Origin of the sequence: Streptomyces cinnamoneus, from assembly GCF_002939475.1 — a bacterium.
Lineage (GTDB): Bacteria > Actinomycetota > Actinomycetes > Streptomycetales > Streptomycetaceae > Streptomyces > Streptomyces cinnamoneus_A.
In genome coordinates this window covers 56432-76358 of record NZ_PKFQ01000001.1, presented here as the reverse complement: position 1 = coordinate 76358, position 19927 = coordinate 56432, and the positions used below count along the sequence as shown (strand labels likewise).

Annotated in this window: 20 protein-coding genes and 5 pseudogenes; 13 read left to right on the top strand and 12 right to left on the bottom strand. The window is 67.9% G+C overall.

Features of this window, described 5'->3' with window-relative positions; genetic code table 11:
- Positions 1-540: 540 nt before the first annotated feature.
- On the bottom strand, positions 541-909 hold the full coding sequence (locus tag CYQ11_RS00410; RefSeq protein ID WP_099198466.1) for a hypothetical protein: 369 nt from the start codon (positions 907-909) through the stop codon (positions 541-543).
- Positions 910-945: 36 nt separating this feature from the next.
- Here CYQ11_RS00410 and CYQ11_RS00405 point away from each other — a divergent pair, with 36 nt between their 5' ends.
- The 3 genes and pseudogenes from CYQ11_RS00405 (at position 946) to CYQ11_RS00395 (ending at position 3304) form a co-directional block, all read left to right on the top strand.
- Complete coding sequence (locus tag CYQ11_RS00405; RefSeq protein ID WP_099198465.1) at positions 946-1149, top strand: hypothetical protein; 204 nt, start codon at positions 946-948, stop codon at positions 1147-1149.
- Between the two features lie 658 nt (positions 1150-1807).
- Positions 1808-2413, top strand: a pseudogene (locus tag CYQ11_RS00400) (SGNH/GDSL hydrolase family protein); the annotation flags it as partial.
- Positions 2414-2872: 459 nt separating this feature from the next.
- A complete protein-coding gene (locus CYQ11_RS00395) occupies positions 2873-3304 on the top strand; it encodes a VOC family protein (RefSeq protein WP_099198463.1) in 432 nt (143 codons plus the stop codon).
- A 45-nt stretch (positions 3305-3349) separates the two neighbouring features.
- On the opposite strand, the pseudogene CYQ11_RS00390 reads toward CYQ11_RS00395, so the two are convergent.
- Positions 3350-3810, bottom strand: a pseudogene (locus CYQ11_RS00390) (transposase); the annotation flags it as partial.
- Positions 3811-3933: 123 nt separating this feature from the next.
- The gene (locus CYQ11_RS00385) at positions 3934-4308 is read right to left on the bottom strand and encodes a MerR family transcriptional regulator (protein ID WP_099198462.1); all 375 of its coding nucleotides are present in this window, start codon (positions 4306-4308) and stop codon (positions 3934-3936) included.
- A 59-nt stretch (positions 4309-4367) separates the two neighbouring features.
- Between CYQ11_RS00385 and CYQ11_RS00380 the strand changes: the two genes are divergently transcribed.
- The gene (locus CYQ11_RS00380) at positions 4368-5270 is read left to right on the top strand and encodes an NAD(P)-dependent oxidoreductase (RefSeq protein ID WP_099198461.1); all 903 of its coding nucleotides are present in this window, start codon (positions 4368-4370) and stop codon (positions 5268-5270) included.
- A 186-nt stretch (positions 5271-5456) separates the two neighbouring features.
- Here CYQ11_RS00380 and istB read toward each other — a convergent pair whose 3' ends face one another.
- The 4 genes and pseudogenes from istB to CYQ11_RS30570 form a co-directional block, all read right to left on the bottom strand.
- Positions 5457-6251, bottom strand: coding sequence for an IS21-like element helper ATPase IstB (gene istB, locus CYQ11_RS00375; RefSeq protein WP_099198460.1), 795 nt, complete (start codon positions 6249-6251; stop codon positions 5457-5459).
- Positions 6248-7889: pseudogene (gene istA, locus CYQ11_RS00370) on the bottom strand (IS21 family transposase). The gene istB and the pseudogene istA overlap by 4 nt, the downstream one beginning before the upstream one ends.
- A gap of 145 nt (positions 7890-8034) precedes the next feature.
- Positions 8035-8196 (bottom strand): annotated as a pseudogene (locus tag CYQ11_RS29315) (transposase family protein); the annotation flags it as partial.
- A gap of 327 nt (positions 8197-8523) precedes the next feature.
- Positions 8524-9012 (bottom strand): annotated as a pseudogene (locus tag CYQ11_RS30570) (site-specific integrase); the annotation flags it as partial.
- On the opposite strand from CYQ11_RS30570, the gene CYQ11_RS00360 reads away from it, so the two are divergent.
- From CYQ11_RS00360 to CYQ11_RS00350, 4 genes are all read left to right on the top strand, one after another.
- Positions 8960-9193, top strand: a complete 234-nt coding sequence (locus CYQ11_RS00360; protein ID WP_146104621.1) for a ParA family protein — start codon at positions 8960-8962, stop codon at positions 9191-9193. The pseudogene CYQ11_RS30570 and the gene CYQ11_RS00360 sit on opposite strands and share 53 nt — an antisense overlap.
- 292 nt (positions 9194-9485) lie before the next feature.
- Positions 9486-10085, top strand: coding sequence for a hypothetical protein (locus CYQ11_RS00355; protein WP_099198457.1), 600 nt, complete (start codon positions 9486-9488; stop codon positions 10083-10085).
- 462 nt (positions 10086-10547) lie between these two features.
- On the top strand, positions 10548-10724 hold the full coding sequence (locus CYQ11_RS29310) for a hypothetical protein (protein WP_181143524.1): 177 nt from the start codon (positions 10548-10550) through the stop codon (positions 10722-10724).
- A gap of 535 nt (positions 10725-11259) precedes the next feature.
- On the top strand, positions 11260-11475 hold the full coding sequence (locus CYQ11_RS00350; RefSeq protein WP_099198456.1) for a hypothetical protein: 216 nt from the start codon (positions 11260-11262) through the stop codon (positions 11473-11475).
- Positions 11476-12268: 793 nt separating this feature from the next.
- Here CYQ11_RS00350 and CYQ11_RS00345 read toward each other — a convergent pair.
- From CYQ11_RS00345 to CYQ11_RS00330, 4 genes are all read right to left on the bottom strand, one after another.
- Positions 12269-12862 (bottom strand): hypothetical protein, encoded by a 594-nt coding sequence (locus CYQ11_RS00345; protein ID WP_146104620.1) that lies wholly within the window; start codon positions 12860-12862, stop codon positions 12269-12271.
- Positions 12859-13143, bottom strand: coding sequence for a hypothetical protein (locus CYQ11_RS00340; RefSeq protein ID WP_099198454.1), 285 nt, complete (start codon positions 13141-13143; stop codon positions 12859-12861). Before CYQ11_RS00340 ends, CYQ11_RS00345 begins: the two co-directional genes overlap by 4 nt.
- A gap of 792 nt (positions 13144-13935) precedes the next feature.
- On the bottom strand, positions 13936-14328 hold the full coding sequence (locus CYQ11_RS00335) for a hypothetical protein (protein ID WP_099198453.1): 393 nt from the start codon (positions 14326-14328) through the stop codon (positions 13936-13938).
- Positions 14325-14948, bottom strand: a complete 624-nt coding sequence (locus CYQ11_RS00330) for an RNA polymerase sigma factor (RefSeq protein ID WP_099198452.1) — start codon at positions 14946-14948, stop codon at positions 14325-14327. The genes CYQ11_RS00335 and CYQ11_RS00330 overlap by 4 nt, the downstream gene beginning before the upstream one ends.
- A gap of 59 nt (positions 14949-15007) precedes the next feature.
- Between CYQ11_RS00330 and CYQ11_RS00325 the strand changes: the two genes are divergently transcribed.
- The 3 genes from CYQ11_RS00325 (at position 15008) to CYQ11_RS00315 (ending at position 16911) form a co-directional block, all read left to right on the top strand.
- Complete coding sequence (locus CYQ11_RS00325) at positions 15008-15847, top strand: IS5 family transposase (protein WP_099198451.1); 840 nt, start codon at positions 15008-15010, stop codon at positions 15845-15847.
- Positions 15848-15851: 4 nt separating this feature from the next.
- Positions 15852-16280 carry a hypothetical protein gene (locus CYQ11_RS00320; protein ID WP_099198450.1) on the top strand — a complete coding sequence of 143 codons (429 nt, stop codon included), beginning with the start codon at positions 15852-15854 and terminating at the stop codon, positions 16278-16280.
- Positions 16281-16380: 100 nt separating this feature from the next.
- Positions 16381-16911 carry a GNAT family N-acetyltransferase gene (locus CYQ11_RS00315; RefSeq protein WP_099198449.1) on the top strand — a complete coding sequence of 177 codons (531 nt, stop codon included), beginning with the start codon at positions 16381-16383 and terminating at the stop codon, positions 16909-16911.
- Between the two features lie 83 nt (positions 16912-16994).
- On the opposite strand, the gene CYQ11_RS00310 is transcribed toward CYQ11_RS00315, so the two are convergent.
- Positions 16995-17243, bottom strand: coding sequence for a hypothetical protein (locus CYQ11_RS00310; protein WP_099198768.1), 249 nt, complete (start codon positions 17241-17243; stop codon positions 16995-16997).
- A gap of 303 nt (positions 17244-17546) precedes the next feature.
- On the opposite strand from CYQ11_RS00310, the gene CYQ11_RS00305 reads away from it, so the two are divergent.
- Together CYQ11_RS00305 and CYQ11_RS00300 are read left to right on the top strand one after the other, a co-directional pair.
- On the top strand, positions 17547-18605 hold the full coding sequence (locus tag CYQ11_RS00305) for a hypothetical protein (RefSeq protein WP_099198447.1): 1059 nt from the start codon (positions 17547-17549) through the stop codon (positions 18603-18605).
- A gap of 364 nt (positions 18606-18969) precedes the next feature.
- On the top strand, positions 18970-19620 hold the full coding sequence (locus CYQ11_RS00300; RefSeq protein ID WP_099198446.1) for a LysE family translocator: 651 nt from the start codon (positions 18970-18972) through the stop codon (positions 19618-19620).
- Positions 19621-19927 lie beyond the last annotated feature (307 nt).

Below are 19927 nucleotides of genomic sequence, written 5' to 3'. Positions count from 1 at the left end.
CGGCGCGGGCATCCGGCCGTGCGGCTCGGGTTCGACGGCGGGGCGGTGGGACGACGGAACACTGAGTAGGATGCCCGGCCGCGAATGCCCCCACCAGCGCATATGCGTTGCCGCTACCGGCGCGCACACGGGCCGCGTTGAAGTCTCGGGCCTGGCAGGCCGGGCCGGCGCTCGACTGGCCGTGGTTCACGGCGTGTCCGCCAGTCGGAGCACCGTATTGCGGCTGATCGACGCGCTTTCCGATCCGGAGGTTCCCGTGCCGCGGGTGGTCGGTGCCGACGAGTGCGCCACCGCAGGGGCCGCCGCCACTACGGCATCGTCCTGGTGGACGTCGAAACCCCTGTCCGGTCGATCTGCTCCCGGGCCGGGAGGCATCAAGCCTGGCTGCCTGGCCGCCAGGCTCGCCCGGCGGCAAGGTGTGGAGGTTGCCTGCTGGGACCGCGCCCACCCCCCGCTGAGACGCGAGTGCCGGCTGGGTGAACCCGTCAGCCCCGCCCCGCTTGTTTCGGTCGCGAGGCGGGTGGCGATCGGAAGGGGTGATCAGGAGACGCGCTTGAGGGTCCAGGCGTTGTTGTTGAAGCCGGAGTTCGGGAAGGCGACGCACGAGCTGCTGTAGTACGAGCTGGTCTGGACCCAGCCGGTCGGGTAGTACGTGGACCCGCAGGCCTGGACGACGGTGCCTATGGGCAGGCCGGTGAGCTGCTTGATCTGCTTGATGTTCGGGGCGAAGTTCTGGCCGCCGCAGCTGTTGCTGTAGCCCCAGTTGACGTCGACGTAGCCTGCCGGGGTGGCGGTGTTCGCGCAGGTGGTGGTCACGTCACCGGGTGCCGCCTGGGCAGGCGCGGCGGTGAGGGCGAACACCGCAGCAGCACCGGCGAGAGCGGTCACGGTGGTACGCAAACGGGGCATAGTGGGCTCCTTGGAGGGGAAAACGACCAACGCGAAATGACATCCCGTTTCTACGGCCTGGCCACGAACCCGCAACAGCTGGTTTCCGGCCTGCAAGATCACGCCATCCCTGCCGCCGATGCACCCACCATGATCTACCTGCACGCCACCGCCGTCTGGCTCCAGGGCACCCGCGACTGGATGGTCAATAGCGGCCAATGCCAGCCCGCCGCCACGCGAGCGGCCGGTCGCCTCCGATAGATCCCCTCGCTGCACGCCGATCTGAACGACTCCAGCATCACGGGGCGGCTGCTGGGTCCGGCACTACACGCCGTGCATGATCTGAATCAGGTTGCCGCAGGTGTCGTCCTGGCCGGCCTGGTCCGCACGGCCGCACGGCTATGGCCAGGTCGGAACGCGAAACAGTGAGAATCCGACAACATGGATGAGATCCGGTGAGAATTCGTCAGCTTCGGTGCGACAGGACAGCCCGGACCGGCCCTGTTCTCCTGAAGCTACGGCGAAGTGACAAGTAACTCCCTGTGACCAGGGTGACGCTTGGTCAGAGAGGGCGGGGCGGGGTACGGGAACTTCGCCGGCCTGGAGCGCGGCGCAGTCGGGGGCGGGCGGTGTGCCTGCCCGCCCCCGTTGTCGGACGTGCGAATGCCAGGTGGCGGTAGGCGTGGAACGGCGGCGAACGCGGCAGGGAATCACTTCACCAGGAAGGTGAAGGAGCCTCTCGCATGCGCATCTCCCGCCGCCTCCCCACAGCCCTCGCCGCCGCGGTCGCCCTGATCTGCGCGTCAGTGCCCTCCGACGCCGACGCGAGACCGGTGGTCTCCTACGCCGCGCTAGGTGACTCGTTCTCCTCCGGCGTCGGCGCCCACGAGGCGACCCGGCCTCCGGCAGCTGCCACCGGAGCCCGCACGCCTACGGCCCCCGGTGGGCCGCGGCCCATCACGTCGCCGACTTCCGCTTCCCCGCGTGCGGGGGTGCGACGACGCGGGACCTCCTGACGCGTCAACTCCCTTCGTTGGGCCCGGGGACGGACCTGGTCACCCTCACCGTGGGGGCCAACGACGTCGACTACGTACGCGTCATGCGGGCGTGCAGCATCGGCCCGGACGCGAGCTGCGAGGCGGAGGTGGCCCGGGCGGAGCGCGGCATGGACCACGTCCTCCCCGCCCGCCTGGACGCGACGTACGCGGCTATCGCCCACCGTGCCCCGCACGCCCGCGTGATCATCCTCGGCTACCCGCACCTCTTCGGCGGCGCGCCCTGCCTGATCCCGGCCCCGCCGCGGGCCCGTCGTATGAATGCGGCCGGGGATCACATAGACGCGGTTTTCGCTGATCGTGCGCGTGCGGCCGGTGTTGCGTACATGGAACCGAGGAGGAGGTTCGAGGGGCACGGGGCGTGTGCCGCGGATCCGTGGATCAATCCCGTCGGGCTGGCGGTGTCGGAGTCGTACCACCCGAACAGGGAGGGGCAGGTACGCGGGCCTCTTGCCGTGAGGCGGGGGTGAGGGGGGTTTGCCCTTGGCCCGCCCTTTCACTATTTCTTCCGGGGCTGCGCCCCGGGGCCCGGTACCGCGCTCCGCGCGGTGGGCCGGGGGGCCGCCGCACCCCGGCGGGGGCTTCGCCCCCTGCACCCCTGACCGGGGCATCGCTCCGGACCCCGCAACGCGGCTTCGCCGCATTGTGCTCAAGCGCCGGACGGGCTGATTCGGCGCATCCGCGCCTGAAATACTGCGCCGGGCACCCTCTAAAACCACATCCCCGACCTGCGCGAACTGCGGGCCAGCCGCATTTGCAGGCCCTGACCGACTGTCACCCCCCCCTGCCCCCGCCTGCACATCCTGTGCCACCACCGGTTCACCCCTGTGACCGCACGACACAGCAGCGGATGGCAGGGGCCGTCCTCCCGGCAACGTGTGGATCCACCCGCCCGGGGAGATGAGCAGGGCCCCTGTTATCGTGCGCCGATGTCAATGATCAAGCAGTTCCAAGTGACCTTCGACTGCGCGCAACCTGCGCGCCTCGCCGCCTTCTGGTGCGAGGTGCTGGGGTACGTCGTACCGAGAGTTCCGGAGGGCTTTGCCACGTGGGAGGAGTACCACCACTCGCTGCCGCCTGAGGATGAGATCTACTTCGCGTGCACTGATCCCTCGGGTGTGGGCCCGCGCGTGCTCTTCCAGCGAGTTCCCGAAGGCAAGGTCGTCAAGAACCGTGTGCATCTCGATGTGCGGGTCGGCACCGGCCTCGTGGGTGACGAGCGCCTGGCCACACTCGAGGCCGAATGCGCACGGCTGATGGGGCTCGGCGCGAAACACGTGCTGACGCAGCGCGCCGATGGCGTCAACGAGTCGTGCATCACGATGCAGGACATCGAGGGCAACGAGTTCTGCCTCGCCTGATTCTCCTCCGAGACTGCGAGGGGGGAGCCGGCTCCCGGGGACCTCTCAGGTCCCACATGCGGCGGGAGCTGTCCCGTGAGCGAGGTTGTGCAGTCGGGCGGTGCCGAGCATGGCGTGGCGGACGCCGTCGCCCTTGAGACGGCAGTCGCGGAGGATCTTGCAGGTCTTCATGCGGGCGAAGACGTGCTCGACGCGGACCGGACCTGTTTGTGCGAGCGATTGTGCTCGCGCTTCCAGCCTGGCAACTCTTCGCCCGGGGTGCGGCGGTGGGGCATGAGGAGGCCGGTGCCCGGATAGCCGCCGTCGGCCATCGTGAGGGTCCTGCCCACGGCGGCCTTCGCGCCAGACTCCTCCCATGCCCGGCAGTCGTTGCGATTGCCGGGCAAAGGCTCACCGGCCACAACGACCAGGCGGGTATCCGCGTCGATGACGACCTGGTGGTTGGTGGAGTAGCGGTAGTTCTTCGACTGTTCAGCGATGCTGTGGTCCCGGGTAGGCACCAGGGTGTGATTGTGTCGATGAGAAGCAGCAACGCGTGACAGTGGGTTCGGGGAACGGTTAAGGGTGCTCGGCCCCAGAAATGTCGGTGGATTTCAGGAACGACTTGTCTTGGTCCGGATCCATTGCCGTCAGAGCGAAGGGACGGCCTGGGCGAGTAGCGGGCGTCCGATGAGGGAGTCGAGGATGTCGCGAGCGGCGATCAGATCGTCGATCGCCGCGTTGATCCGGCGGCGCTCTTTCGCCAAGCCGTCGATGAGTTCCGGGCACTTCCCGGACAGGACGACGGTGTCGTCGACGGCGCAGGGCAGGATCTCTGCGACGGCGGAGGTGCCGAGCCCTGCGGAGAGCAGGATCTGGATGCGCCGCACGGTGGTGACGGTGCGTTCGTCGTAGTCGCGGTATCCGTTCGGGAGGCGTGTTGGGGTGAGCAGTCCTTGTTCCTCGTAGTAGCGAAGGGAGCGCTGGCTCACGCCGGTGCGTCGTGACAGTTCACCGATCCTCATGAGGAAGAGTCCAGCAGTGCTTGACCTTGACGTCAATGTGAAGGTTTAGCGTTCGGGACATGATCGAAACATCTGACGAGCAGACTCCGCTCACGCCCGTGACCGTCCTCGGCCTCGGCCCGATGGGCCGCGCCCTGGCCTCCGCCTTCCTCAATGCCGGCCATCAGGTGACGGTGTGGAACCGCACATCTGGAAAGGCCGGAGACCTCCTCGACCATGGCGCGGTGGCCGCCGGCTCGGTCCAGGAAGCAGTGCGGGCCGGACAGGTGATCATTGTCTGTCTGATCGACTACGACGCAGTGCAAGCCACGCTGGAACCATCGCAGGCGGACTGGGAGAACCGGTGTCTGGTCAACCTCACCAGCGGAGAACCAGCTCAAGCCCGCCAGATGTCAGAGTGGGCTTCTTCCCGCGGGATCGACTACCTGGACGGCGCCATCCTGACCCCGACCCCGGCGATCGGCACGCCATCCGCCGCCGTCCTCTTCAGCGGGGCCCACGACGTCTATGAGGCCGTTCAGGAGACGATGTCCGCCGTGGGCGGCGCCGCGGTGCACCTCGGCGACGATCCCGGCCAGGCATCCGCCTACGAGGTCGCGCTCCTGGACATCTTCGCCACCTCGGTCAACGGCATCGTGCACGCTTTCGCCCTCGCGTCGGCCGAGGGCATCGAGCCGGAACGGTTTGCGGCGTTCGCCACCGGTATCGGTGGCCTCCTCCCAGAGATGATCACGCGTTTCGCCCGGCAGATCCAGACCGGTCACTATCCCGGGGACCGCTCCACGATCGCTTCCGCGGCATCCGGGATCACGCACATCATCAACACGGCCACCACCCATGGAATCGACGTGGGGATGCTCACCGCGGCAAAAGGCATCATCGACCAGGCGGTTGCGGACGGTTACGGAACACAGGGGCTCGCGCGTCTGTCCACCATGCTTCACACCCGGGCGGTCGCCTGAAGACCGCCTGCGCCCTCACGTGATCCGGGCCTGGGCGACCTGCTTTCCTCAATGCCCTGCATGACAATCGGCCACGTCCTCGTGCCCTTTCTGCCGCAGGACAATGGCCCGCGGTAGAAAGGCACCCGGTTGCGTCCGTCCAGCCAGCGAATGGGGTGACTGCGCCAGAAGGCCACCGAGTGATCTTCAATTTACGGTCGCCTGTTCGGCCTTGGCCCGGGACTGGGCGAGGCGGTAGGAGTCGGTGCCGGTCTCCATGATCGTGCCGTTGAAGGTGAGCCGGTCGACGATGGCCGTGCAGAGCCGCGGGTCGGTGAAGGTCTTGGTCCAGCCGCCGAAGGCTTCGTTGGAGGCGATGGCGACGCTGTTCGTCTCCTCCCGCTCGGTCAGAACCTGGAACAGCAGTTCGGCGCCGTGCCCGTCGAGCTCCATGTAGCCGAGTTCATCGATGCACAAAAGATCGACACGGCCGTAACGGGCGATGGTCTTGGTCAACTGCTTCTCGTCCGCAGCCTCGACCAGCTCATTGACGAGCTTCGTCGCCAGGGTGTACTTCACCCGGAACCCGGCCATCGCGGCCTCGGTGCCCAGCGCGATCAGCAGGTGGGACTTGCCAGTGCCGGAGTCGCCGATCAGGCAGAGCGGCTGCCCCTTCTTCACCCACTCGCAGGTAGCCAGGGTGTGGACGACAGCGGCATCGATGTTGGGGTTGGCGTCGAAGTCGAACTCCCGCAGCGACTTCTGCCTCGGGAAGGCCGCGGCCTTGATCCGGCGCTCCGAGCGGCGCCGGGTGCGGTCATCACACTCGGCCGGCAGCAGCTCGGCGAGGAAGGCGAGGTAGGACATCTGCTCGCGTGCGGCCTGCTCGGCCAGGTCCGGGAACTTCCCGCGGATGGTGGGCAGCCGGAGCATCCGGCAGGCGCCGACCACGGCGGTTTCGGCCGCCTGCTCGCTCATCCGGCGGCGGCTGGTGGTATTCATGGCATCTGCTCTCCCTTGCTGGCAGCGGTCGTGCCGCGGGTGCGGCGGCCAAGGAGCTGGTCATAGGGGGCCGGTGAGGGCAGCGGCCGGGTGTCGGGCGGGAGATGGGCCAGCCGCCGCGCGGTCAGGAAGGTCACCGTCGGCTCCCGCCGCCGCGGTAGTTCCGGCTCGGGCAGGACGGTGTCAGCGTCGTCGGCTTCCTGGGCCTTGCGGGCCTCCAGGGCGACGGCGTCCGCGGTGAGCGCGCCCACCCGCAGGGTGGCGGCGAGCCCGGCCACCAAGTGCTCGTGCGCCGGCCGAGTAGGAGCACGTCGATCAGGGTCCGGGTGCCGTCCCGGTCGCCGCGGGCCTTGCAGGCCGCGGCCCACCAGGCTTCATGAACCGGGGTGAACTTCCCTGCGGATTTGGCCTGTTCGAGAGCAGTCGCCCCGGGCAGGGCGCCGGGCTTGCGTACGAGGGCTTCCAGGTAGTGATCCAGGACCAGCCGTTCCCCGCCCTTGGCGATCAGCCGTTCGTGCCGGGCGATTTCCGTGGCTCGGTCGTAGACGACCAGTTCGTTGGCGTGCAGCACGGCCCGCACCCGGCGGCCGATGTAGCGGACCGGCACCGAGTAGCAGTTGGTGCCGGTCCGAGATCCGGCTGTGCCGGTCCACCCGCAGGGCGAAGGTGCGGCTGGTGTCGAACGGTTCGTCCGGCAGCGGCTTCAGGAGGGGCTGTTCGACGGCGAAGTACTCGCCGACGGTGCGCGGCCTCATCCGGATGCGGCGGTCGTCATCATGTTCGTCCCATTGCTCGACGAGCAAGTTCAGCTCGGATAAGGAGCACCTCGGGGACCGGCACCAGGTGGTTGCGGCGGAAGTAGCCGACATCCCCTTCCACTCCGCCCTTCTCATGGGCGCCGGCCACGCCGGGGCGGCAGCAGAAGCTATCCAGGCCGTAGTGCTCGCGGAAGGCGAGCCACCGCTCGTTCTCCCGTCTTTCCCGGGCGAACCCGATCACCTTGGCGACCGCGGCCTTCAAGTTGTCGTAGCGCACCTTGCCGGTCGGCGCCCCGCCCAGGACTCTGAGGGCGTGCACGTGGCCCTCGAAGAACGCTTCCTGCCCGCCGGACGCGAAGATCCGGTGCACTGCCTTGCCCGAATACGACAGGCGGAAACTGAACAGGTAGCAGGTCACCGTCTGCCCGGCCAGACGCGCCGTCACATCCCCGAAGTCGACCTCGGCTTCGACACCGGGGCGATGGGACTGCGGCACGAACGCCTCGATGGGACCACGGCCGGCCATCGCGCGGATCTCGCCCCGGCGCACCGCGACGTAATCGCGGACCATGCCGTAGGAGACGCCGAGGGCCTGATGCTCCTCAAGGAGCCGGTCGAAGACACGCTTCGCGGTATGCCGCTGCTTGCGCGGGGTGCCCAGATCCGCCCGCAGCATCTGGTCGGTCACCGGTTTGTACGGGTCCAGGCGGGTCGGCCGCGGCGGCAGCTTCTTGCGCGGCCGGGGCCAGGCCGACTCCAAAGCGTTCTGCACCGTCGGGTGGCCGACGCCGTACTTGCGCATCACGGCACGCTTCGACACCCCGGCACGGCAGTCCCTGCGGACCGCCGCGTACAGCTCGACCTTGGACTTCGGCGCCATCGACGCCTCCTCGCAGCACGGAGCATGCCCATGCTCCCACCGCAAGCCCTCCAGTGCTGCCAAAACTCACCGGCACTCGAACACCACACCCCGAGGCGTTCACGGCACTGACCGACACGCGTTCTCGAAACTCACCGACATACCCAAGGGTTCCGTCGACTACCAGCACGGTGTCCTTGGCGAACCGGCGCCGAGGCTGGAATGCGATGAGCGGGCCGAGCTGGTCGATGATGCGGTCGGCCACCGACTTCGAGATGCCAAACAGCGGGGCGAGTTGGCGCATCGTCAGGTTCGTGCGCCAGTAAGAGAGCCCTTCAACTTCGCCTAGCCACCCTTCGACCTGAGCTTCGACGATTCTGTCCAGGAGGTTCTGACGGATCTCGTCCAGTCGGCCCCGGTCTTCGGACCCGACGACGAGAACCGGACATCGAACGCAAGCGTGTTCGTGGACGCACTCGCTGCCGAATGACCGGCCGCAGGGGCCGAGGGAGAGCTTGCGGCGCCCGAAGCGGCCCAGGAACGCCTCCCACTCCTCGCTGGTGGGGACGCGGTATTCCTCCCCAGGCCGCAGGTTGCGGCGCCGGGCGACGAATGCATGGTGGGCCGCGATGGCCGCGCTCGGATAGACCGCGTTGTAGTGCATCGTGGTGTTGATGTCGTCGTGGCCGGCGATGACCTGCGCGATATGCGGGGGAAGGCCGTTCATGATCGCGTCGGTGATGAACATCCTGCGGAAGTCGTGGGGCTGGTAGCCCAGCAGCTCGCCGCAGGCGTCGGTCCGCTGAGCGGCCTCGATCACCTCGTTGAGTGCCAACTGCTCGCCCCACCCCTTCCGCGACGCGCACCCCCCGGGCCACCCAAACGACCTCGCCGTGAGGCTCAAGGCAGGCGGGGGCCTTGGGCGAGCCGCTCTCAAGTGCCGGCCGGTCGTAACCTTGCGGCGGTGGTCGGCGACCTGTCTGGGCCCGATTCCTTGCCTATCTCGGCGGCAGGGCCTACTTCCTCGACGTCCACCCCGACGAAGACGTGGGACGCGTGGAGGGGCCTTGATGTCAGACACGCTGAAGTAGGTGGGGAAGCCACCGAGGACGTCGCGCTGCGACGGCGTGGGCAAGACCACCATGGCCGCCGACCTGTCCGCCCGCCATGACTTCAATGTTCTGCCCTTCGACCTCACCCCCGACCATCAGGACCTCACCCACCGGTACCGGACACTGCTCCACCAGCCCGGACGCCTCATCCTGGACCGCTGCTTCCTCAGCGAACTCGTCTACGGCCCCCTGCGCCGGGGAACCATGCGTTGAGCTGGGGCCAAGCCCTCGACCTCGCCGAGACAGTCACGGCAATTCGTGCCGGCATCGGACACGACGTACAACCTGTCGTCCCCTCTCGGGCCACCCCGGGCCCTGCGGAGAACAACAGCTCAGCCGACCCCGATGGCTGAGCGCCCGCCGATCGTGACGCCGCGCGGCTACCTGAAGCGGATGGCAGCAGAGCCCGCGCACAGCCCCCGGCCGTAGTGTCCTCGCGCTACGCCCCCGGATGCCGACAGGGTCGCAGGCAGCCCCGTGTGCACGGGACCGTAGGCTCGCGATCATGGGAGCAGACATCACGGCCCTGATAGTGGACTGGGCCGACCTGGAGAACATTCCCGTCCTCGAGCGCGAGGGCGCGCTCATCGAGGCCGCGGACCCGGACGTCGATGATGGAGGGACCGAGGAGGGCTGGGCTTGGCTGCCGCCCGCCCCCGAGGGGTTCCCGGCATGGTGTGCACGGTACGAGTTCGCCAGCACCCGGGGTTCTTTTAAGCCGCACTTCTGGGCGGGCGAGCGCTGGGAGACCGTGCGCGAGCACGTCGCAGCCGACCTTCGAAGCGCGCTGGACACCTTCCTCGGCGGGTTGTTCTGGAACCTGCCCGGCAGTGAGGATGATCTGCAGGAGGAAGAGGACGCCGAGCATTGGTACGGCGCGATGTGGGTCTACTGTTCGCCGCCAGACGTGCTGGGCTTGGCACAAGCATGGGCCGAAGCGGGACCTCGGCTTGAAGCATTGCGCGGACCGTTCGACCTCCACGCGGCGGAACCGGGGACGCGGGTCGGCAGGTTCGAGGGATTTGCCATGCTCCTGCGCGGCTGGGCGGAAGTAGTCGACGAAGCCCACCGTCGCGGCTGGGGGCTGGTGGGGCTGCCGGTCTGAACGGCCCGGGCCGCCGACGGCTGGCCCCCACCGGTTGCCCTGGTCCTACCCAGTGGGCCAAGTGCCGGAGCACTGCTTTCACCGGATGCGGCCGAGGATCACACTTCGCCTCACCCCCGACGACCGTGCCCGGGCCAGGCATACGACGACGACCAGCGGCTCCAGCAGCAACTCGAACGCTCCAGGCTGCGGTGGCCCTGCTCGACGTCTTTCCCCGTCGGCAGGTAAGGGCCCTGGAGTCGCATGGCGTGCTGGTGCGCGACGCGGAGGAAATCGGGTTCTTCCAGAGACGTACTTCGGTTTCCTCTTCGCCCGCTCCTTCATCTCTGCCGGAGAGGACATCCACGATTTTCTGACCGACTCTGGCCAGCACCTGTTCCGGCGAGCCCAGACCCGGCAGATCTTCGAGCGCCTCGCCGGCACGGACCGCGAACGTTCCCGCACCACAGTGGCCCAGCTCCTGTGCTCCGACTGGCTGTCGTCGGTCTCTTCTGCACGCTCGTAGGAGCAGCGGCCGGTCTGCTCGCTCGCATCGACGGAGCCACCTTTGCCACTGCCCTGCTGCGCGGTGCCGTGGCCTTCGCGAGCAGTGCCACCCTGTCCCTGGCGCTGATGACGTTCGTCCTCGCGGTGCTGTGAACCGAGGATGCTTTGTCCCACTTCTCAGGCGAGAACATGGCGCTCGCTCATGGCGGGCGGCCCGGTCGACGTGCACGAGGAACTCGCGGACGCCAACCGCTACGCGGACCGGCATACGGTCGAGGTCACCGAGGCCGACGGGAGGACCGTCCGCACAGAGGTGTACCTCTTCGGCGAGTTCGCCCCTGGCGGGTGTGGCTGGTGTCGGCGCGTGCGGGCCGGGTCTGTCCGCGGTCTTCTTGCTCCGTGGCTGGCTTGCCGGTGGTGGCCTTCCGTGTCCGTGCCCGTTTCCGCCCCTGCGGCTCCGTCGTGCTGGCGGGCCTGGTCGTTGCTGCTCTGCAGCGCCTCCATCGGGTTGACGACGTTGGTGGCCTCCGGCGGGGCCGGCGCGGGCCCGCTTGGTGGTGGGGGTGTGTTGCGGGGTCGGGGTGGTGACAGTCTGGTGTCACCCGTTTGGCGCTTCCCTGTAGCCCGCCCGGGGCGTCGGCCGGACGATGGACCTGTCCTTGTAGCAGCCGATGTCGGAGGCGTCCTCATGCTGGTCAGGAAAATGCACGAAGCCGGTGTGCGCAGCGAGCACGCCTACATGGCGGCGATGGCGTCCATCGGCTTGTCGTTCCTCTCTTGGGCGACGTCGGCGAAGACCGAATCGGCTGGTATCGACCGGGCCGATCGCTGGGGGATCTTCGTCGGTGAATGGGCGCCGACCTTTTTCGGTCTCGGGCTGGCACTCGCCCAGTACGAGAAGTAGGGCCCTCGCTGCCCGCAGCGGACACTGCGGCTGGCGAGAGACGCTGGCGCCCGGGCCGCGCCGTGGGCTGGCTGTCCTGCTTCGGCTGTGCGGGCCTCGGTGGTGCCTACTGCCGGGTGCGGTGTCGGATCCCGGCCGTTGAGAGCCTTGTGCTCGTCGTTGATGAGGTCCTCGTTCCCACGGGCGACACCAGCGCTGGTATGCCGGATCCTGGCCGCTGCCCGGCGCATCACTCTGGCTTTCCTCCTTCCGTTTTTTACGTCGCCTCTGGCCTGTCCAGCGCCGGTGTCGCCGTCCCCGGACCGTTGCGCAACGCACTGGTGGATGGTCTGGGTGGCGTGAGGGGATGAGTATGCCCGCTGTGAGGGGATGTGGTTCTGCTGTTGCGGCGAGCTGTAAGGGCTTGCGCGTGGCCAGGTGGCCGGGTGTCCGGCAGCTGTCCGTTGTGCCTGTTGGCAGCTCGCGGGGAGTGTGAGGGTGTCAGAAGCCTTAATGCGCAGGAGATTTCCGGTGATGGCCTTTATTTCGCAGACGTGACCGCGCGGCGGTGCCTTTGGAATGACGGAGCGTGGATGCCTGCCCTTTGCAGCCTGCTCGTGCGCCGCCTGGTGGCCGGTCCTGCGCATTGGCTCCTGCATAGCGCGCGTGTGGGGGTGGTCGCTCCATGGGTGGCGTCGCGATGGCGCAACAGCTCCTGGTGCCCGCTCGTGGGGGGATGGCTCCGGTCTGAGCTTCTGTGCGACGGGCAAGTGCCACTCCGGCCTGTGTGAGACGGAGCCTTCCGCGGCACTCTTTAGGTGCCGGGCTTGACGGGCCGCTTGTAGTACCGCCAGGGGAACCATCCCGCGCCGACCGGAGTCCAGCCTTCTGATTGCATCCGCCGGTGTCGCGCGAGGGAGGGGAGGGTGACCCGGCAGTGCTCCCAGGGGTGGCTGGATGCCTCCACTTCGTGGAAGAAGGGGCCGTAGCCGACCATGTGCCAGCCGTCGCGGCCGGCTTCTTCTAGGGCGGCCATCTCGTTGAACGCGGTCAGTCCGCTGAGGGTGCGGCGTTTGGGGGCGTTCGGTCCCTCGGCGGGGGGTGTCGAGGGGCCCGTGCCGGTGGCCTTGCTCGCGAAGCGTTGCTGGGCGGCCTGGCGGCTTACTCCCAGGACGCGGCCTACTGTGTCCCAGCTGTGGCCGGCGGCCCTGGCGCCCTGGACGGCCTCGCGCAGCAGCCGGCTAGCCTCTTCGGCGCCGACGCGTGAGGCGTCCACCAGGCGCAGGTATCCGTGGGCGTCGTGTTCGAGCGAGTCGGCCAGCCCGTCGGGGGCGCCGAGGACGGCTGCGGCGATCCCTTCCCGGATCCGGTCCATCTCTGCGGGGTGGAGGAGGGGTTGGTCGTTCATCGGCGCAGTCCGGCAAGGGGTTCGAGGGCGTCGAGGACTGCCTGGTCGCGGCGCGCCTGCTCGGAGGAGTTGCGGGCCGCTGCTCGGGCGGTCAGACCGGCGGTGCAGGCGATGAGTGCGAGGCCCGCGAGGATCAGGGCAATGGTGGCCGAGGTGCCGAGCTGGTCACTGAACGTCATCGTCATGGCCGGCAGAATCGCGGCGAGCGGCAGTGCGGTGGTCATGGATGCGGTGACGGGAAAGAGGCCCCGGTGCCGCGTCTTCGAATTCAAGATCAACATGCGTCAAGGAAACCTTGACGCGGCCGACTTGTCAAGAATTCCTTGACGGCCCCTGTCGTCGTCTGGTCCGTGGGGCGCCGCTTCCCGCGCTCGCGGCGGGGGTCCCGGCCGTCGCAGAGCCCCGACCAAGCGGGCTGATGGTGCTTCCCGCGCATGTGGGGATGGCCCGGCCGGGTTGTGTGGGGTTGGTCCCGGCATGCTGACGTCCGCCTGCGGCTGCGGGTGTTTCCGGCGTGTGCAGGGGTGTTTCCGAGGGGTGAGTCAGCTGCTGCCGACCCCAAGTGGCGTTCATGTGGGCGGGATTTGTTGTCGGCGGCGTACCGAGCGGCGGTCCGAAACACTGTTCCCTGCTGATGCGGGGATGGTCCTGCCCCTTCAAGTAGGAGCCGGGCGAATGGTCGTCTCTTCCCGCGCGCGGGGCCTATTCAGGCTCTGGTTGTTCTGAGGCGTCTGACTCGGTGAAACTGCTCGGTTCTGGCTTCGGTAGTTAGCTAACGTCAACGGAGCCTTGTTGCCCGCTCATGCGGGGGTGTTCCCTACGCCATCGACCACTACAGCGTCGTGCCCACGTGGTCCCCCGCACCAGCACCGTGTTCACATCCAGCGCGGCGTCGAGTGAGTCGGCCTCCACGACCGCCTCCACCGGACCCTCCGGGCAAATGACCGCGATCGGCCGTATCCAGCCCGGACTCATTTCCCATGCCCCATACGCTCATCCTGCCGACCCCAGGCTGTGCTCACGGGGGTTTCCTGATTCCTGGACGAGTCATTCCGAATGATCAGTGGTCGTGGTCACCGGGAAGCAGTCGGGACGTCGCTATGGGCTGTCGGCTCGTTCGTGTCCGTCGCCGCCGGGTGCGCCTTGGTGAGGGTGCATACGCCGTCCACACACTGGCGCTCCAGACGGCCGAGCGAGATGGTCTGCGTCAGGCCGACCATCCAGCAGGTAGGACAGCCGCGGAAGGCGATCAGGGCCAAAGGGGCCGCCAGCAGGGTGGCCGGGCCGGCGACGGGCACCAGGGCGATCGAGCCGATGATCAGGCCGAAGCCGATGGCGCCGCGCGCCAGATGGCGCGGCACGGACTTGCTGGAGAAGTTCATCTCGGGCGCGGCGGACTGTGCGGCGGCCTGGGCCTTCGAGCCCTGCGCGGGCTTCACTGTGTTCGCGACGTTCACGGTGTTCACGGTCGTGAGACTCCTCCGACTGGTTGGTCGATAGCTTGATCGCGCGCCTCATCGGCGGCTTGACCGAGTGGTTGGTCTGTCACTGCCAGAGAGTGACGCAGTGCTGCGCGTGCTCTGTGCAGCCGCGACTTCATCGCGGCGCTGCTCAGGCCGAGAGAATGAGCGACGGTCTTGCTGGGCAGGCCCTGTACGTCCCGCATGATCAGGACCTGCCGCTGGTCACGGGGGAGGGCGCTGACAGCAGCCGCGATGCGCTCCGCCTCCAGCCTGTGCAGCACCGCGTCCTCGGCGGACGGTTCCGCAGTCGCCTGCGGTTCGGCTGTCGCCTCGTCGTTCTGCGAGACGAGCAGCCGTACCTGCCGGAGGCATTCGTTGCGCACGATCCGGAACATCCATGAGGCAAGCGCGCCAGTGGCCCGCAAAGTGCCGATCTTCCGATAGAGGATGATCAGTGCTTCCTGCGCCGCGTCCTCCGCGTCCTGCGGTGAGGAACACAGCGATATGGCGAACCTGCGCACATGAGGCTGCGATTCCATGACAACGGTGGTGAGCGAAGTGACGTCGCCGTCCTGAGCAGCCTTGATCAGCCGCTCGTCCGGCCAAGTGAAGCGTTGGTTCATCTGAGAGGGTGGTTCGTGAGCCTTTGGGTGATTCTGTCGTCGCCTGATGGTGTGATGAGGTGGGTGAACGTAAGCCGTACCCGAGCGACTTATCGGACGAGCAATGGGCGCTGATCGAGCCGGTGATCACGGCATGGAAGCATCGGCACCCCTCCGTCAGTGGCCACCAGGGCGCGTACGAGATGCGGGAGATCCTCAACGCGATCTTCTACCAGGGCAGGACCGGTTGCCAGTGGGCCTACCTACCGCATGATCTACCGCCGAAGAGCGCGACGTATTACTACTTTGCGAAGTGGCGTGACGACGGCACTGACCAGGTCGTTCACGAGCTGCTGCGCTGTCAGGCGCGCGAGCGGGTCCGTCGGTTAGAGGACCCGACCCTGGTGGTGCTGGACACGCAGAGTGTCCACGTGGCCGCTGGCGTACCCGCCTCCACGACCGGCCGGGACGCCGCGAAGAAGGTGCCAGGCCGCAAGCGGGGGCTGGCGGTGGATGTGCTCGGGTTGGTCATCGCGGTGGTCGTGTTCGCGGCGAACGCGCACGACAACGCTGCAGGCACCACACTGCTCGACCAGGTTGCCGAGCACACCGGCGGCACCGTCGAGAAGGCCCTGGTCGACCAGGGATTCAAGACCGCCGTGGTCGCCCACGGCGCGACGCTCGGGATCGACGTGGAGGTCGTCGAGCGCAACCCGCAGGACATCGGGTTCGTCCCGCAGCCCATCTGGTGGAGGGTCGAGCAGACCTACGGGATCCTGATACCGCACCGGCGCCTGGTCCGCGACTACGAGCACCGCCCCGCCTCGTCCGTCTCCTGGGTCTACTGGGCGATGACCCACGTCATGGCCCGCCGTCTCACCGGCGCGAACACCCCACCTGGCGCGAGCCCCAGGCGGTGAGCGCGTGAACATCCAGCCCCTGCTTGAGGCACTCAACATCCAGGAAGTGGCCGCCCGGGCCCTGGCCGCCGACCTCCGCACGCAGGTCGGCGAACTGCAGACCCGGCTACGCGAGGCCGAAACCCACCTCGAACACCTCGCGATCACCCGGAAGACCGTCACCGGCCTCGCCGACCGCCTCCCGGCCGTCCCGCCGGACCTGCCCGAGCACCCGGACTACCCCCGCATCCTCGCTGTCTTCAACGACACGACCGGACCGCTGCGTGCCAGGGACGTCTGCGAAGCCCTCGACCATGAATTACTGCCGAAGAACATCGAAGGCACCCGCGCCAAGCTGAAACGCCTGGTAAAGCTCGACATCCTCATCGAGGGCGACGCCGGCAACTTCACCAGGAAGCAGCAGCCGACCGAGCACCGCAACCCGCAGCTCTGACCCAACCTCGCCGGGAACCGGACATGTGATCGAGCAACCCAGTTGGTCATTTCGAGCATCTCGGTTGGCCAAGGAGGCGCTGAAACAAGACCATGCTGGAATGGATCACTTGTCATCCGCATCGCCCACAGTGGTGCGCCTCACGCGATACACGAAGACTGAGCAGACGGAAATCCTCGGCGACGGTGCCGATCCCTTCGGCGTCGCTGACACCGGCTTGACCTGGCTGCCCAAGGAAGATCATTTCGGTGTCAAGCTGGACGGTCGGCTCGTGGCACATACCGGCCTGCTCAGGGTACCGATATCAATCGGAGCCGTTGAGACCGAGGTGGTGGGCGTCGGCGGGGTGGCCGTCGCACCAGACGTGCGCGGGCGCGGGCTCGCACGCAAGGTTCTGGCCGCCGCCCTCGAGCACGCACGGACGATGGGCCCCCGGCACGGGCTTCTTTTCTGCCGGCCACCACTCGTTCCCCTCTACCAGCGACTCGGCTGGCGAGTCCTGAACCAGGACGTACACGTCGAGCAGCATGAAGGACCGGTGATCATGCCGCTCGCAAGCATGTGGACGCCGCTGCACGGGGATGCGGACTGGCCGGCCGGCGCAGTGCGTCTGCTGTCGTTCCCCATGTGACCGAACCACGGGCGTACCGCCGCCAACTGTCTGGCTGAGCGCCAAAGTGGCCAACTGAAGTGCACAGTGGCCAACCGTGGCTCTCAGCGACAAGGCATCACCTCACGAACCGCCCTCTCAGGGGTGGCGCGGTGCTGGTAGCCGAGGGTCGGGAGTTCGCGCAGCCCGTCTGCTGCCCTCTGGGAACGCATCTGTCCGACGTACTCGAGGGCCAAGGTCCCGACGGTGACGGCCTCGCGCGGGTCGCCGATGGCCATGTGCAGGGCAGCGAGCTTGGTGCGGGACATCGCCCGCGATCGTATGTAGGCGTCGGTGTGGAGCTTGACTGCCATGTCAAAGCGCTCCACTGCGGCCGGCTGAAGGTGTCCCCGAGGACGATGCCGTACAGGGCGTGGCCGGTGTCGCCTTGGTGCTGGGCTGCGTCGTAGTAGGCCATCCACGGCGGGATCGGCGTCGGGGCCGCGGCGGACGAAGGCTTCATCGGCTTCGCCGATGGCGAGAGTGAACACGGCACCGGGCTCGCACGCCAGCTCGTCGAGCAAGCTCGCGGCGTCCTGCTGGATCGAGGGCCACGGGTGCCGTGCCAGCGCAGCGAGGTCGGACTCCGTCCAGGGCACCTGCGGCAGGAGGGCAACGTGGCCCGCGACGGGATCAACAAGCGTGAGCTGAACAAGTGGGCGAGAAACCTGGTCAAGGAGACCAACAAGAGTGTGGAGCGCGCCCAACGACGGAACCCTCTTTGTGTGTCTGCCCAGCTCAATTCCACCGCCAGCGTGATTCCCGCCGGTGAGGTGACCGAGAGCAGCGGCAATCAGGCCCGGCTGCTGCTGTGGCTGGACGAGCAGGCCCGGCAGAACCCCTCGCGCTACATCGACGTGACCCGGTTCGTCGAAGAACAACAGCTGCACGACGAGGACACCTCCGTGCTCGCCTTCGAACTGGAACAGCGCGACCTGGTCACCATCGCGCGCACCTTCGGCGGCACCCCCGAGGTCCACCTCACCGACGCGGGCCGCGCCGCGATCCACCGCCTGAAGAAGCTGCGCCTGGACCGCGCCGCCCGGCTCCGCTACACCATGGACGCCTTCCACCAGTGGCTGTTCGCCACCGCTGGCGACCAGAAGCCCATCAACCCGGCGCTGTTCCTCGACACGCCCGCCGCCTACTTCGCCGGATCCGAGATCACCGGCACAGAGCTGCACGAAGCGCTCGCCCACCTGTCCCAGCACAAGCTGATCGAGCACATCGACACCGAACCCGCCACCGTCGCCATCACACCCCAGGGCGTCAGCTGCGCCCCGGCAGGAGGAAGCGTGCAGGACCACGTCAACCAGCCCCGCCCCGGCACCACGTACAACAACTACATGCCGAACGCCAAGGGCGTCATCATCGGCGAGCAGCAGCACCTCACCCAGAACAACACCGACGGCGTCGACCCCACGCTGTTCGCCCAGCTCACCGGGTACATCGGCCAGGTCAGCACCACCCTGGGCATGTCCGAGACGGACCGCGTGGAGCTGGAGCGCGTCGCCCAGGACCTCCACGCCGAGGCGGCCTCCGGGAACCCTGAACCGGGCCGCCTGCGCCAGTTCGCCACCCAGCTCAAGGACAAGCTCCTGGAGGCCGACACCACCATCGCGGCCACGATGGGCGTCCAGATGGCCGACCAGGCCCTCGCCGCGCTGGTGCAGTAGCTCTTCCAGCAACACCACGGGCCCCGGGGGATCAGCCATGACATCCCAGGGGCCCGGCTTTAGGAGCTCCTGCGGCAGCCACTCCCGCTGAAGCACCGTGTGCAGCAGGAGCGGGATCCCCTTCAGGCGTCCTGGTCGTCGAGTGGTGGACGGCCGAGCTTGCGTAGCCGTTGCCGCCGCGACCGGCAGCAACGGCTCGAACCAGTCCCGCGGATCGTCCGACACGAGCCACGGCGGTTCCTCCCCCGCGACCTCCTCGACGAGCGGCGATGGAGCAGACATGGGCGCCTCCTCCTCGCAGCCTGGCACATGGCCGTGAGCTGCTAGGTTGCAACCAGGCGAACGCATGTACGGGGGTAGTGCTGTGATCGGGCTGGGAGCAATAGCGGGGATCGCGCTGGTGGAACTCGGCATGGTGCTGACGCCGGGGCCGAACATGATCTACCTGGTCTCCCGCTCGATCGCCCAGGGCCGCCGGGCGGGGACGGTCTCACTGGCCGGGGTCGCCCTCGGCTTCCTGGTCTACCTCCTCGCCGTCTCCGCCGGTATCGCCACCGTCTTCGCGCTCGTGCCGGAGATCTACCTCGCGATCAAGCTGGCCGGGGCGGGCTACCTGCTCTGGCTGGCCTGGAAGGCAGTCCGGCCGGGCGGCCGATCCCCTTTCACTACCCACGAGTTGTCGCCGGACGGGTCCCGCAAGCTCTTCCTGATGGGCCTCCTCACCTGCCTGCTCAACCCTAAGGTGGCCATCCTCTACATCTCGCTGCTGCCGCAGTTCGTCGACCCGGCGCGCGGCCACGTCGCCCTGCAAGGTCTGCTGCTGGGGCTGACCCAGATCGCGGTGGGGGTCGCGGGCAACGCGTTCTTCATCGTGACGGCCGGCTCCGTCGCCGGGTTCTTCGGCCGGCACCCGCTCTGGCAGCGCGTGCAGCGCTATGTGATGGGTACCGCACTGGCGGGCTTCGCGGTCAGGATCGCCACCGAACGAACGGGCGCGGCGGTCGCCCTGCGCTGACAGCTGACAGGGTGATACTGCGCGATGCCGTCCCGCACCGTGTGGTCGTCGAGATACCCCAGCAGGCCTGCCTGCCCATGAGCGGTCAGATGCCGCTGCGCCACTTCGATGGCTCGCGGCCCTGCTGTTGCGGACATCACTGCGATCAACGCTCCCAGGCCACCTCCGGCTGTGGCGCAGATTGTTGCCGCCTTCGCGTCGCCTCGCTGTAACTCTGTAAGGGCATCCGCGGCCAGACCACGCAGGCGCCGGACTGGGTTTTCGCTCGCGGGATCCGGTACGCCGGCGCCCGGGGGGCAAGCAATCG

Excerpts from the sequence above, each read along its gene's own strand:
- CYQ11_RS00410 (WP_099198466.1), bottom strand. The coding sequence starts at position 909 with ATGCCCCGTTTGCGTACCACCGTGACCGCTCTCGCCGGTGCTGCTGCG.
- CYQ11_RS00405 (WP_099198465.1), top strand. The coding sequence starts at position 946 with ATGACATCCCGTTTCTACGGCCTGGCCACGAACCCGCAACAGCTGGTT.
- CYQ11_RS00395 (WP_099198463.1), top strand. The coding sequence starts at position 2,873 with ATGTCAATGATCAAGCAGTTCCAAGTGACCTTCGACTGCGCGCAACCT.
- CYQ11_RS00385 (WP_099198462.1), bottom strand. The coding sequence starts at position 4,308 with ATGAGGATCGGTGAACTGTCACGACGCACCGGCGTGAGCCAGCGCTCC.
- CYQ11_RS00380 (WP_099198461.1), top strand. The coding sequence starts at position 4,368 with ATGATCGAAACATCTGACGAGCAGACTCCGCTCACGCCCGTGACCGTC.
- istB (WP_099198460.1), bottom strand. The coding sequence starts at position 6,251 with ATGAATACCACCAGCCGCCGCCGGATGAGCGAGCAGGCGGCCGAAACC.
- CYQ11_RS00355 (WP_099198457.1), top strand. The coding sequence starts at position 9,486 with ATGGGAGCAGACATCACGGCCCTGATAGTGGACTGGGCCGACCTGGAG.
- CYQ11_RS00350 (WP_099198456.1), top strand. The coding sequence starts at position 11,260 with ATGCTGGTCAGGAAAATGCACGAAGCCGGTGTGCGCAGCGAGCACGCC.
- CYQ11_RS00345 (WP_146104620.1), bottom strand. The coding sequence starts at position 12,862 with ATGAACGACCAACCCCTCCTCCACCCCGCAGAGATGGACCGGATCCGG.
- CYQ11_RS00340 (WP_099198454.1), bottom strand. The coding sequence starts at position 13,143 with ATGTTGATCTTGAATTCGAAGACGCGGCACCGGGGCCTCTTTCCCGTC.
- CYQ11_RS00330 (WP_099198452.1), bottom strand. The coding sequence starts at position 14,948 with ATGAACCAACGCTTCACTTGGCCGGACGAGCGGCTGATCAAGGCTGCT.
- CYQ11_RS00315 (WP_099198449.1), top strand. The coding sequence starts at position 16,381 with ATGGATCACTTGTCATCCGCATCGCCCACAGTGGTGCGCCTCACGCGA.
- CYQ11_RS00310 (WP_099198768.1), bottom strand. The coding sequence starts at position 17,243 with ATGGCAGTCAAGCTCCACACCGACGCCTACATACGATCGCGGGCGATG.